Below are 13,280 nucleotides of genomic sequence, written 5' to 3'. Positions count from 1 at the left end.
GCCGTACAAGCTCTCGCGCCTGGGCTGGCGACAAACTTTGCGTTTCGACGATGTGGTTAACTTCCGTCTCCTCGCCTTTCAGGGGACGCGAACGAGGGCTCGTTGGCCGTCTGGCCGTTGGGTTTTTTGCATCTCGTCTGGGCATGAGTGGACCTCTCCTGGAGCAGAGTAAACGGTCCGGCGCGGCGAAGGTTTCGCCACGCCAGGGCGTTGAGCAGTTTCACCGATCGCCTCATTGGCTTCCCCTTGCGGCTCTGACCGAACGTCCTGGTGTTTTCGGACCCAAATGACCTGCACCGCGTTCTTTGGGAGCAGTGTTGTGCTTCGCAATCTGATGGAAAAATCCGACGTCTCTGCTGCACCGCAGACAGCTACTGGTGCCGAAGCGCGCTTTCCGTACGATCGCGCGGCGGTTGAGCGGTTTCGACAGACATTCCCGCGCGCCAGGTGGAGTGACGAGCGCAAAAGCTGGTTCGTGCCGGGAAAGACTGCAGCGCGGCGGATCCAGCGCTGGCTTGCGCAAGAGGCGGACCTACGAGCAGCACATGATGACAGCAAGGGACGGGATGCCTTCGCCTTCGATCCCCTGTCGAGCCGGTATCTGGAAATCGCGGACGACCTGCGCATCCGCACGCCATATTCGCGGACGGTCCTCGAGGAACTGCGAGCCGTTCCATGGGCGAGCTGGGACGACGAACTGCGGGCCTGGAGGGTGCCTTTCCGTTCTTACGAGGAGTTGAGGCGCCATTGGCCAAGCATCGAAAGGGCGGCAGGCCGCGCAGAACCGGAGGAGAGGAAACGGCGACGGGAAGCGTCCAAAGACTCCGAGGAATATAAAGCCGCTAGATTGCAGTATGCCGAACGCAGGCGACGTCGCTATCCATTGCCTGCTGACGATTTACCCCGGCTTGGCCTTACGACCGTGGCGACGGAGCAATACGGCATCGTCGTCTTCACCGAGATTTCGGGTGAACTCGTCGACGCCTCGGAGTTAGCAGCGTTCTATCCGCATTTGATCGAGGCGAAGGTCGACCATGTCTGGGGCAGATGGCGTCCGGCCACGTTGGCTGAATTGATTAGAACATGGCCCGCTCGGCGTGCTGCCGGGTTAGCGGAACGGCAACGAGGCTGGTGGCAGCCAACGCTGCCCGAGCTCAGGATCGCTCGCCAAAAAGCTCGAAGCCTGGCGCGAAGAAGGGCAAAGCTTGTGTCATCGTTTTAGCCTTTCAGGCTCGGCGCTTCCAGCGTCTGTCCGGTTGCCATTGTGATTGAAATGTCCCCCGATCGGAGCCTCCCATGTGCAACGATAGCAAACAACATATGGCCTGGCTGAATATTACCGGATGATAGCGCCGCTGGCCTTGATATCCCGAGCCTGAAAACGAATTTGACTTGCGCTTAGGCGCACGACACCCTCATTGACGAGCCGGCTCCAATAACCAGCGTTGCAGGTAAAGCCCTCGAGCGGCTTTTATGACGTTGGAAGCCGGACCTAACGGTGGGCCGGTGTTCAACTTCCGCTCCGAGGGAGCCGTCACTTTGGGAACAGCAGGCGATACCTGTTTCTGGCGTCGGCGTTCCTCGAACTTGCCGGAGCCACGTGCCTGAACGCGAACCAGCCATTTTATGGCCATCGCCGGACCGAGAGGAAGTCCGTCGCTTCGCTAACACGTGGTTGGGCGGGCGCGCCAAGGTCATCGCTGAAATGTTAAAACCATTTCTGTAGAATTGACGCACACAAGGCCGATCCGAGGCCAACTGGGAGTGCATACCCCAGCTGGAATTGTGCGGAAAGATTGCGGAGGGAACAAACTCACTGTGCGCATTGACTGCGGCGGGGTGATTACTGTCGACAAGTCGGCGATCACTCGGCTGAGAAAGCATCGCCGGACTTCAACGGGTTAACGCTCCGGCGAGACAACAGCCGGTGTCGGCGCGGGGCATCCCGCTCGACGGGAACTTTCTCTGCAGCGAGCGGTTGGTCGCCGGTCAGACGCGATGGGCGCGCCGGCTCGTATCCATTATGGAGATCACATGTTCGTCCCGCCACCGATGCCCGCAAAAAGTCTGCTTCGGTGCGTCGCGACGGAACTGGACGACATGGGTGCGGTGGAGTAAGCGCCCTCCGCTGGCTTAACAACCGGTCGGTGACGGCGCCACGGCCACATCGACAAGAACCGCAACGGCAATAAAGTCGTCGCTGAAAGCCTGCAAGGTGTCTGTCACGACACAGCGTGCCGGCAAAGCTACGCCCTCGCGACAGGGATTCGTTGTAAGCTGACCAGTCGGCAACGCCGGCAGATGAGCGAGAACTTACGCTTGATATTGGTCTCGATCAGGCTCGACGTTCGGTCCTCGAAAACCGCCGACTACGAGTCGAGGTCGTAGGGCTGATGGCCCAGCTCGTTGTGATGAAGCGCCTCTGCCATACACCTGATGTCGAACGCCTGGCCGCACGCCGGGCAGACGACGAAATACTCCTCCTCCCGAAGTGGCAATGCGTCGTGGTCTTGAGGGATGACGATGTCATTGTATTCGTCGGGCATTGGGTCCTCCGGAAACCCGCCCGCTATGCTGGAACGCCTGCCAGCAGGATTTGTTTCAAAGTTATTGCGCCTAATGAAAGGCCGGATGTCCGGTTTCGGCAGCGATGCTCACCCGCAACGACGACGCAATGCCGCTCAGGATCAGCTCACGTCAAGAGCGACCGGAGGGGTCTCCAAGCAGGGAGCGACGCTAGGTATTCCGGCAATAGGATGCGAGAAGGTCTGGAACTCGAAAAAGCCGGTGGAGGTGCCGACAAGCACCACGGCGGCGGGTAGTGGGTCAGTTTGAAATTCCGGTTAGGATGGGTGACCGAAAACAATCAAAATAAGCGCCATCACACCGAAGGTGCCGATAAAGACCATAGCGCCATATGCTATTGTACGACGCGCCATCTGGAAGCGGGGTGACCAAAATTGAGCATGAAGCCTGGGATCCCGGTTTCCCGTTCACTCGCTTCAAGGAAGGTTGTGTTCATCAATTGAACCATAGAAACCTGCTCGCAGAATTATGCTTGCGAGTGAGATGAACACAGCTGCGAAGCTCAGCGCCAATACAACGACGCAGGCTGTTACTGGTATAAACAGGTGAGGATTGTCCGCCCATTCGTACTTCAATTTTCCTCGCTCCGCCTTTTCTAGTGACCGCAAACCATCGGCTTCTCTGCCTGCCATGAAGCCATTGATGTGATATGCTCACATGACGCAGAATTCTATCTGATCCTCAGCCATATCCTTGCGGTGGACGGCTTTACCAGTGCGCTGGCGAGCAACGTCGATGAAATCCTCCACATGACTACTGAAACGCCGGTCCACGCACTGGTGCTGGACTGCCGGCCGGACAACGACATGGTGCAGAGCTGTAGCCGGCTCACGCAGGATGCCCGCACCCCCCGTGGTCGCTTTGATCGCGCCCGGTGCCGAGACCCAGCATTACGCGCTCCTGAAGTCAGGAATCGACGAAAGTTTTGTCAGGCCGCTGGCGCCGGCAAAGCTACTTGCCTACCTGCATTCAAGGCTGGGGACCGGCCGGCAATCCGGATTGCGACCGCAAGACACTAGGTCGCTAACTTGCGCTGTCCGATCATCCATTTGCTAGGAGATCTGGGCGCCCAATTTCGTGGCCGCCGAATAGGGTTTTACCGAATGCGACAGAGTTCTGAAAGACATTTGGTGTCTCTGGGCTTGTTCAAGCCCAAGGAGAACCCATGGCTTTCGAGTTGCAGACAGCGCGCCCTATTCGTGCGGCACAGTACCTTCGCATGTCCACTGAACATCAACGCTATTCGCTGGAGAACCAGGCGATGGCCATTACGGAGTACGCGGCGCGGCGCGGATACACTATCGTCCAAACCTACGAAGACGCTGGGAAAAGCGGCCTGAGCATAAGAGGTCGCGACGGACTGAAGCAGTTACTGGCCGATGTCGTGACTGGCCAAAAGACTTTCTCGGCAATCCTCGTCCTTGACGTCAGCCGCTGGGGCCGCTTTCCGGATACGGACCAGTCCGCTCATTACGAGTTTCTCTGTCGTGATGCAGGCGTCGCGGTGGAATATTGCGGCGAACAATTCGAGAACGACGGCAGCATGGTGTCTGCGATCCTCAAGAATATGAAACGGGTGATGGCAAGCGAATACAGCCGCGAGCTATCCGCAAAGGTCTCCAGAGCGCACCTGCAGCAGGCTCGTCTCGGATTCAGCCAGGGCGGACCTGTGCCCTACGGCGTCAGGCGACTGTTGCTGGATAAAGATGGCGAGCCCAGATGCCTTCTCGGCCCTGGAGAACAGAAAGGGCTCGCTGGCGACCGCGTTCTCCTTGTGCCCGGCCCGCCAAACGAAATCGAGCTTGTGAGGCGCATCTTCAACATGTTTGTTGTTGAAGGGCAGAGCATGGCCGGCATATCGGTTCGTCTGAACAAGGAAGGGGTGCCCTCCACATACGGCTATGTGTGGACGACCGGGCGCGTCGCATCTCTTCTCAAAAGCGAGTTGATGATAGGCTACTATGTCTACAACCGAACGTCGCATAGTATGAGCAGCCAATCAAAGCCCAACACTCCCGATAAATGGGTCCGAATCCGGGTCATGGAGCCCATTGTAACGGTTCAAATATTCCGGAGGGCGCAACTCGCAAGGGGAAAACGCGGATACACCTATACAAAGCCCGAAATGCTCAAGAATCTGAAGCGGCTATTGAAAGAGAAGAAACGACTCAGCCTCACCGTGATCAATGCTTGTCCGTATACTGCGTCAGGACAGTGCTATGTCCGGCTTTTCGGCAGCTTGAAGGCGGTCTATGCGGCGGTCGGCTACGTACCGGATCGGCGGGGAGCTCTGCGAAAGTACTCGAACGAAGAGCTTCTAGACGGATTTCGGCGGCTGCGCGCCGCTCACGGGCACCTCACATTGTCGCTGATTAATGCGGACTCCGCTCTGCCCATATACCGTGTGTTCAAAAAGCGGTTTGGCTCGATGGCCGCGGCCTATACGCTGGCTGGCTTTCCAGGGCTGGAGTCGGAGCTAAAGCTGAGCGCGCTAGCGCGTATACGGCCCAGTGGCCCGGAAAGGCTCCGACGCGACGTCTCAAATGCTCAGGGCAAAAAAGGCGCATGACAAGAACAGACCGAAGCTGCGGCTCTTCAATGAGGAGCCCCGACTCTGTTTGTCACGGAGCTGTCCCGCCGCTCCCACCTGATCTCGTCTAGCAGGCTTCTCTGATTGGGGTCATCGAGGTCAAGCTCCTCCTGATAATCGACCGGACCATGTCGCCCCGCGGGTCACGCGCTTCTCTTCGCGGTCGACGTTAGCCCGCCGCATGATGGGGTCAGTAGAGGGAGGCGTCTCAGTTCGTTGAACGTAAGCGCGAATTTCCCTGCACCTGTTGAGTGCTCTGATGCATGAGGTGTCCACCAAAATAGGTGGACACCTTGTGATGGAAGAAGATGAGCAGAAACTGCGGGTGAGGCTTGTCGGTCCGGACGGGCGACGCCAGTCAGCGGTCCGTCCACGAACTGCTGGCGCGAGCGGCATCGAAGCACACTTTGCTGCGGTGATCACTTTTCAGGCCGGCTTCCAACGCGGCAAAGCCACGCTTATAATCGGGTATTTATATATTTATCGTCTTGGGCCATAAATTTTCCGAAAGCGTCTTCGTTGTAAACTGTTTGAGAACAATTCAAATACGCGGCTTTCTGATACCCAGTTTCGTAAGCGATCGAACCCGCGTGGACGGTGGTTGAAACGAATGAGGTGATACAAATCGCCATTGCTGCAACGGACACGCTGCCCACGCAAAATGATTTCATGGTTGTTGCCCTCTCCCAAAACGCGAAGAACTTGCCAAAAATCTTGCCCTGAAACAAGACACCCATGGAATCGCCCTCAACGCAGTTCGCACGCGGTAGCCGCGTAGCCCTGGAATCGTCCCAACAGAGCCCGCCGTGCCGAAAGGTGCGGCGGGCTTTTGTTCGCTCCTAGCGGTACGCTCTCTCGGTCTGATTTTGAGCTATGAAATGCACGCTCGGCGACGAACCGGTTGGTTGACGAGATCAGCGACAGGGCTTCGTGAACGGGCGATCTCGCGAAGGAAATTGCGCGAGGGAAGTGATCCGCGCCCTTCCGGAGCGGGATCCTGATACAATACCCCATGGCCGTCCGAATAGCGGTTGTCCTCGCGCTTCTTTCGCCTTCGCCTACGGTTTCGCAAAACTCGTGAAACACTATGGCGGCGTTCGCGACCAGCCCTCTCCGTGTGAAAACTTGCCACATCCTGATTGTCTTGATCCCAGCGCGCCTCCTCAGAAAGAAACCAAGCTTTGAGCTGGTGCGTGCGTGGAGCTGCAACATTGGAACGGCTAGGCCTGACACTGTCGAATGCACCACTCCGTCGCTTTTTCGTTTAGGGGCCGCTCATCGACTGGCAAATTAGCGAAACCAAGCGATCGAGCGCATCCTTGTGGAGCGCACCTGTAGCGCGCCACGCAAGGAAATCATCCACGCTCTGCCAGTGCACCGGATTTGACCCAGCGTTCGGCCGGCTGAATTCCACATAGAGATGCAGATCGTCAGGCACAAAGACGATTCTCCACGTTCCCTGTGCGTCGGCGGCGAGGCTGTAAGCGAGGACGGTCATGTCGGGCACTCCTTCGCCCCGAAGCCTGCCTATCCCCGCCGCGCAAATCCATCGCAAGAAGTTGGTATTGACAGCGGTTTTTTGCGTTTTGTCGGACGTGATTGACCTGCACTCCTGATCATGAGCGGAATGAGGACATTCAGTCGGGGGCATGGGTCGGGAAATGACATTTTCAGGCAGCCGCATTGATGGTAACATTGGTTGCCGCAACGCTCGCCATAGCCGAGGAAAGGAGCCGCCATAATATTCGCGCTCCTATTCGAAGGAATAGGTAAACCCTTGGCCTGAGGCGCCAACAGTGACCTTTGTCATCTTTTCACCAGCGAGCGACCGGTTCAGCACACCGCGGCTCAACTCCGGGAGGAGCGTGTTGGTCAGAATTGCGTCGATCATCCTGCCGCCCGATTCAATTTCCGTGCAGCGGGTCTTGACCAGATCCATGACACCGTCGCCGATTACCAATTCCGCGTCGTTGGTTGCACGCAGCCGGCGAGCAATCTTAGCAAATTGATGACGTGTGATCGCTTCGATCATCGAATCGGAAAGCGGAAAGTAAGGGATGGTCACCACCCGGCCGAGAAAGGCCGCTGGGAAGACCTTCAGCAACGGGCTGCGTAATGCGGTGTCCAGTTCATCGAGCCCTGCCCGTACCGCGCCATTCCTTGTGCGGTCCATGATGACTTCGGAGCCGACATTCGACGTGAGAAGGATCAGCGTGTTCTTGAAATCGATCCGTCTGCCTTCACTGTCGTCCATCATCCCTTTATCAAACACCTGGAAGAAGATTTCGTGCACGTCCGGATGCGCCTTCTCGACTTCGTCGAGAAGGATCACCGAATAGGGCTTGCGCCGCACCGCCTCGGTGAGAATTCCGCCCTTGCCGTAGCCGACATAGCCGGGGGGCGCGCCCTTCAAGGTAGAGACCGTATGCGCCTCCTGGAATTCGGACATGTTGATCGAGATCAGGTTCTGCTCTCCGCCGTAGAGCGTTTCGGCCAGTGCCAAAGCGGTTTCGGTCTTGCCGACGCCCGAGGGGCCGCAAAGCAGGAATACACCCACTGGCTTTTCCGGAGCGCCGAGACCGGCGCGGCTGGTCTGCACGCGCTTGGCGATCATCTCCATCGCATGATCCTGTCCGACAACGCGCTCGGACAGAGTGACCGCGAGCCGCAGCGCCTTCTCCGTCTGACTCGACAGCATCCGGCCCGTCGGGATGCCGGTCCAGTCCTGAACCACGGCCGCCACGGCGTTGCGGTCGACCGATGGCAGGATCAGCGGTGTTTCGCCTTGCGCCTCGGCCAGTTCGCTCATCAGTTCGCGCAGCCGAGCGAGATCGGCAGCCGGATGGGAAGGCGCAGGACCACCTGCCGCCGGAACCTTCGCCTCGGCATTGGACAGTTCGGTCTCAGGCACCTCCCCGCTCTTGGTCTCCGTGGCGGCCTCGTGCCCTTCCACGGCATCGAGCGGCACGCCGTCGCCGCGCAGCCTTGCACGCAATTCGAGTATCTCGGCCACCAGCGCCTTTTCGCGCTCCCAGCGCTGCTGCGCGGCTGCGAGCGTGCGTTCGGTCTCGGCAAGCCCAGCCTCGACCCGTGCCTGCCGCTCGGCCACTTCGATGCCGATTGCAGCCTCGCGGCCGATAATGCCGCGCTCGACCTCCAGCGCCTGGCGGCGGCGCATGATGTCCTCGACCTCGGCTGGCGTGGCGTGCTGCGATACCGCAACACGGGCGCAGGCGGTGTCGAGAAGGCTGACCGCCTTGTCCGGCAGCTGCCGCGCCGGGATGTAGCGATGTGACAGGCCGACCGCCGCGTCGATCGCCTCATCCAATATCTGAACCTTGTGGTGCTGTTCGAGGACGCCGGCCACGCCGCGCAACATGAGGATGGCCACCGATTCCGAAGGCTCGTCAATCTTTACCACCTGGAAGCGGCGGGTCAGTGCCGGGTCTTTCTCGATGTGCTGCTTGTATTCCGCCCAGGTCGTGGCCGCTATCGTGCGAAGCTCGCCGCGTGCCAGCGCCGGCTTGAGCAGATTGGCAGCGTCGCCGGTTCCGGCAGCACCACCGGCGCCGATCAGGGTGTGGGCTTCATCAATGAAGAGGATGACCGGCGATTCAGAGGATTGAACTTCGTCGATTACGGCCTTCAGCCGTTTTTCGAATTCACCCTTTACGCTAGCGCCTGCCTGCATCAATCCGACGTCGAGCATGCGCACGCTCACTCCCTGCAGTGGGGGCGGTACATCGCCTTTGGCGATGCGCAGAGCAAAACCCTCCACGACTGCAGTCTTGCCGACGCCCGCCTCGCCGGTCAGGATCGGATTGTTCTGCCGGCGTCGCATCAATATGTCGACAATCTGCCTGATCTCAGGATCGCGACCGACGACCGGGTCGATCTTTCCATCGCGCGCGCGCTGGGTCAGGTCGGTGGCGTATTTGGCCAATGCCGAATCCCCGCCCGGAGTCCGCCGCGGGGCCTCTGTCGCGGTGACCGTTGGCGCAGCGCCGGCTTCGAGTGAGCCCTCCGTGACATCGGCGAAGCGCGTCACGACGGCGTCGGCGTCGATCTTGTCGAACTCGCCGCTGATCTTCGACAGCAGGCCTTCCAGCACCGGTGTCTTCAGGCAAGCAAGCAGAACATGTGCGCTGCGGACCTCCTCCACGCCGAATTCCAGTGTTGCCAGATTCCAGGCCTCCTGGATGGCGTGGAAGATATGGTCGGAAAACTCTTCGATCGAGGTTGCGCCATAGGGCAGCTTGTCCACCGCGCGCGTCATATCGGCCGTAAGTCGGCTCGCATCCAGTCCTGCATCGGCAATCATCATTTGCACATCCGAGCGGTCGGAGAGCACCAGCTGCTCGATGAAGTGGACGAGTTCGACGTAAGGATTGCCGCGCAGCTTGGCACTGTCAGCCGCTGCCTTGAAGGCGCGCAACCCTAGAGGGTTGAGCTTGCCGACCAGTTCCTTGCGCTTGAAGCTCTGCGATGACCGGCGCTGTTCCATCGAACGTGCTCCTGCACTCTGCAAGTCGGTAACCTGCCACATAAGCAGCCGCTTGACAAAGTGCGGGATGAACAAAGGTTTCGATGCCCCGTTATGCGGGCTCCCATCATTCGTCGAAGATGCCGCATCGCGGCCGCAAACAACCACGAGCCTGACAGCCCAGGTGAGACGCATTCCCGATCCACGGCCCGGCAAACACGCCGGCGGATTCAACAATCAAGACAAGGCTGCATTAGCTTTTGTTAATTTTTTCCGTACTCGCTGAATTGTGGAAAAGCGCAACCGTGTGATAACGTAGCGGCAGGTTCGGCCTCAGGGCCGGTGACTGGGGGATCGGTGTGATCGACGTCGCACTCTGGCTTGCTCCGCTCGACGGTGAAAATCCGTCGGGAGAGGATTTGCGTAACGATCCGGCGTTTCACGAACTGGAGCGCCTGACAGAGCCTCAGGTCAAGGTTGTCCATGACGGCAACAACAAGCCGGTCTCGCAAAGCACCATTCCTGTCGACTGGCCAGCAGTAATCACCAAGGCCGAGGAATTGCGCGCGCGTGGCCGCGACCTGCGCCTGATTGTAATTGTCACACGCGCGCTGGCCAACGAGCATGGACTGGTCGGGTTGGCCCAGGGTCTGACGCTTATTGGGCGGACATTCGACCAGCATTGGGAAACCATGCACCCGGCGCTGCGGCCCAACACGTCGCCTCGCGAAGCCGCCTTGCGCCGCATCAATGCGCTGCTCGACCTTCAAAATGGTCAGGACGGGTTGTTGGCCAACCTGCGGCAAATGACTTTGTTTGCGCCACGCTCGATCGGACCGATCAGCGGACGCGATTTGGAACAAGCTGCGCTCGACGACCGCCTCATGCTACAAGAAGCAGCGTCAGGATTGAACGCGGCCGAAAAAGCAGCGCTTGTCAGTGCGCATGGACAATTGTTGAACCGTGTCCGTGCCGGGTGCGCGGCACAGGCGGATCAAGCCAACGAGGAAATGCAGTCGCTCATTACCGATGCGCGCGCGGCGGTTGCGGCACTGGGAGCCGTCGAGACAGCCCTCAACGCTCGCCTTGAAGGCAGCGGCGGGACCACCATTCCGGAATTAAAACGGTTCCTGCAGCGTTTGCTGACAACCCTCGAGCGCAACTCGGCTGCCGACGCGATGGCGAATGGCGCAGTAAAGCCGTCCGCTTCGCCGGCAGAACCGGTAATGCCTGCCCGAAACGGTCATGGAGCCGATACTATGGCAAGTGTGGCTAGCTACGCTGACTCGAGCACCGGACTTCCCGACCGGATTACTTCGCGCGACGACGTGGTGAAATGCCTGGACCTCGTCGTCGCCTTTTATGACCGGACCGAACCGTCGAGCCCGATTCCCCACCTCGCCCGCCGTGTGCGCCGGATGGTGCATATGGATTTTGTTGAACTGATGGAAGATCTCGCCCCGTCGGGACTGAAGGAGTTCCGGCTGCTTGCCGGCGTTCCCGATGCCAAGAAGACGGCTCAGAAGGATGAAAGGTAGCAAGCAATGCCAGCCGAAAGCAAAGCCAAGGTCATCGAACGAAATCGCGCGCCGCGGGTGCAGATCGCCTACGACGTGGAAACCTATGGCAGTCCAACGACAATCGAGCTGCCGTTCGTCATGGCCGTCATGGCGGACCTTTCAGGCGCTTCGCAGACCAAGGAAGCGTCGAAGTCGATACTGGACCGCTCCTTTGTCGAGACCGATGCGAACCGTTTCCCGCGTTTCATGGAGGCACTTGGACCACGCGTGAAAGCCCGCGTGAAGAATACGCTGCCCCAGGCCGAAGGCGCCGAGCGGGACGAGGAGCTGGCGCTCGACCTTACCTTCACCAAGATGGGCGACTTCGCGCCGGACAAGATTGCCGAGCAGGTCCCACAGTTGGCCGAAATCCTCAAGATGCGCCGCCAGCTCGAGGAACTTCTCGGCTTCATGGACGGGCGTGTGGATGCCGAAAAGCGCATTGCGCAACTGCTGAACAACGAACCGCTTCTTGGCAAGATCGCCAGCCAGGCGCTGGCGGACGACAAGGCAGGGGAATGACCATGGCCGAACAGCAAAAAACCGCCGCCGTCGCCGAGGCGGAAACCATCGATCTCGGAGAATTCAGCGGGCTCCTCGAGAAGGATTTCAAGGTCAAGAAGGACGACAGCGAAAAGCTACAGCAATTGGTGCGCAATCTCGCACTCGCAGCGCAGACGCGTTCCGATACAACGACGATCTCGTCGAATGCGATCAAATCGATCAAGTCGCTGATCGCCGGGATCGACAAGATGCTGTCGGAACAGGTCAATGAGATCCTGCACGCTCCGGAAGTGCGCGAAATGGAGGGCACATGGCGTGGCCTGTGGTATCTCGTGAACAATACCGAGACGGATCAGAAGCTGAAGATCCGGGTGATGAATATTTCCAAGGAGCAGCTGGCCGACACGCTTGAGGATTATGAGGGCCAGATGTGGGATCAGAGCCCGATCTTCAAGAAAGTCTACACGGACGAGTATTCGATGCTTGGCGGCGAGCCGATCGGCTGTGTGATCGGTGCCTACGAATTCTCCAACCACCCGCGCGACGTCGGTCTGCTGCGCAACATCTCGGGTATTTGCGCCTCAGCGCACACGCCCTTTATCGCAGCTGCCTCGCCGCGCCTGTTCCGCATGGACAGCTGGCAGGAATTGCCGAACCCGCAGGACCTGCAGCAGATCGTCTCAAACCCCGCCTATGCCTCCTGGCAGTCGCTGCGCGAGAGCGAGGATGCACGCTATATCGGCCTGACCATGCCTCGCGTTCTGGCGCGTTTGCCGTATGGCACCGATACCGTTCCGGTGAAGGGCTTCACCTTCGAGGAGGAGGTACACGGCGACCACAACAAATATGTCTGGATGAACGCCGCCTTTCCGATGGGCGTGAACATAAACCGCAGCCACAAGCTCTATGGCTGGGGCACGCAGATCCGCGGTGTCGAAAATGGCGGCACGGTCCTCAACTTGCCGGTGCACAGCTTCCCGACCGATGATGGCTCGATAGCGATGAAATGTCCGACGGAGGTTGCCATCGACGACCGGCGCGAGGCGGAGCTGGCCAAGCTCGGCCTGATGCCCATCCTGCATCGAAAGAACACCGATCTCGCCGCCTTTATTGGCGCCCATTCGCTGCAGGACGACGAGACAAGGGCGGGACGGCTGGTCGACCCCGATGCGCAGGCCAACGAGCGGCTGAGTGCCAACCTGCCCTACCTTTTTCCGGTCTCGCGCTTTGCCCACTACCTCAAGGCGATCGCGCGCGACAAGGTCGGTTCGTTCAAGGAGCGCTCCGACATGCAGACCTGGCTGACCGAATGGATCAACCGGTATGTGCTGGCCAACCCGGCCTTTGCCGACGACAAGGCGCGCGCCAAGCGCCCGCTCGCCGCCGCCGAGGTTCAGGTGGACAGCGTGGAAGGGCGCCCCGGCTACTACAATGCGCGCTTCTATCTGCGCCCGCATTATCAGCTGGAGGGTATCAATGCCTCGCTCCGACTGGTTTCGGAACTTCCGTCGGTGAAGACTTGATTTGCAGCAACAACATCTTGGTTTTTGAAAGCGGT

At 59.3% G+C, this 13,280-nt stretch carries 9 protein-coding genes; 5 read left to right on the top strand and 4 right to left on the bottom strand.

Annotated elements, in window-relative coordinates; genetic code table 11:
* Positions 1-334 precede the first annotated feature (334 nt).
* Positions 335-1,222 carry a hypothetical protein gene (locus NKJ35_RS15565; protein ID WP_352648334.1) on the top strand — a complete coding sequence of 296 codons (888 nt, stop codon included), beginning with the start codon at positions 335-337 and terminating at the stop codon, positions 1,220-1,222.
* 1,147 nt (positions 1,223-2,369) lie between these two features.
* Here NKJ35_RS15565 and NKJ35_RS15560 read toward each other — a convergent pair.
* A complete protein-coding gene (locus NKJ35_RS15560) occupies positions 2,370-2,546 on the bottom strand; it encodes a hypothetical protein (RefSeq protein ID WP_352479403.1) in 177 nt (58 codons plus the stop codon).
* A 1,205-nt stretch (positions 2,547-3,751) separates the two neighbouring features.
* On the opposite strand from NKJ35_RS15560, the gene NKJ35_RS15555 reads away from it, so the two are divergent.
* Positions 3,752-5,155 (top strand): recombinase family protein, encoded by a 1,404-nt coding sequence (locus NKJ35_RS15555; protein WP_352648200.1) that lies wholly within the window; start codon positions 3,752-3,754, stop codon positions 5,153-5,155.
* 479 nt (positions 5,156-5,634) lie between these two features.
* Here the strand turns inward: NKJ35_RS15555 and NKJ35_RS15550 are convergent, their stop codons facing one another.
* The 3 genes from NKJ35_RS15550 to tssH all read right to left on the bottom strand — a co-directional run bounded on the left by NKJ35_RS15550 (position 5,635) and on the right by tssH (position 9,680).
* A complete protein-coding gene (locus tag NKJ35_RS15550; RefSeq protein ID WP_352648198.1) occupies positions 5,635-5,913 on the bottom strand; it encodes a hypothetical protein in 279 nt (92 codons plus the stop codon).
* A gap of 527 nt (positions 5,914-6,440) precedes the next feature.
* Positions 6,441-6,674, bottom strand: a complete 234-nt coding sequence (locus NKJ35_RS15545) for a hypothetical protein (RefSeq protein ID WP_352648195.1) — start codon at positions 6,672-6,674, stop codon at positions 6,441-6,443.
* Between the two features lie 255 nt (positions 6,675-6,929).
* Entirely contained in the window at positions 6,930-9,680 is a 2,751-nt protein-coding gene (gene tssH, locus NKJ35_RS15540; RefSeq protein ID WP_352648193.1) for a type VI secretion system ATPase TssH, read from the bottom strand.
* 338 nt (positions 9,681-10,018) lie between these two features.
* On the opposite strand from tssH, the gene tssA reads away from it, so the two are divergent.
* From tssA to tssC, 3 genes are read left to right on the top strand one after another with little or no spacing between them, the layout of a single operon-like run.
* On the top strand, positions 10,019-11,197 hold the full coding sequence (gene tssA / locus NKJ35_RS15535) for a type VI secretion system protein TssA (protein WP_352648191.1): 1,179 nt from the start codon (positions 10,019-10,021) through the stop codon (positions 11,195-11,197).
* A 6-nt stretch (positions 11,198-11,203) separates the two neighbouring features.
* Complete coding sequence (gene tssB, locus NKJ35_RS15530) at positions 11,204-11,740, top strand: type VI secretion system contractile sheath small subunit (protein WP_352508039.1); 537 nt, start codon at positions 11,204-11,206, stop codon at positions 11,738-11,740.
* A gap of 2 nt (positions 11,741-11,742) precedes the next feature.
* Positions 11,743-13,245, top strand: coding sequence for a type VI secretion system contractile sheath large subunit (tssC, locus tag NKJ35_RS15525; protein ID WP_352648189.1), 1,503 nt, complete (start codon positions 11,743-11,745; stop codon positions 13,243-13,245).
* The last annotated feature ends 35 nt before the right edge of the window (positions 13,246-13,280 follow it).

The sequence above is a fragment of the Mesorhizobium sp. M0136 genome (assembly GCF_040322515.1).
Classification (GTDB): Bacteria; Pseudomonadota; Alphaproteobacteria; order Rhizobiales; family Rhizobiaceae; genus Mesorhizobium.
Note: the sequence above shows the minus strand (reverse complement) of the source record. Positions and strands in the feature narration are given on the sequence as shown.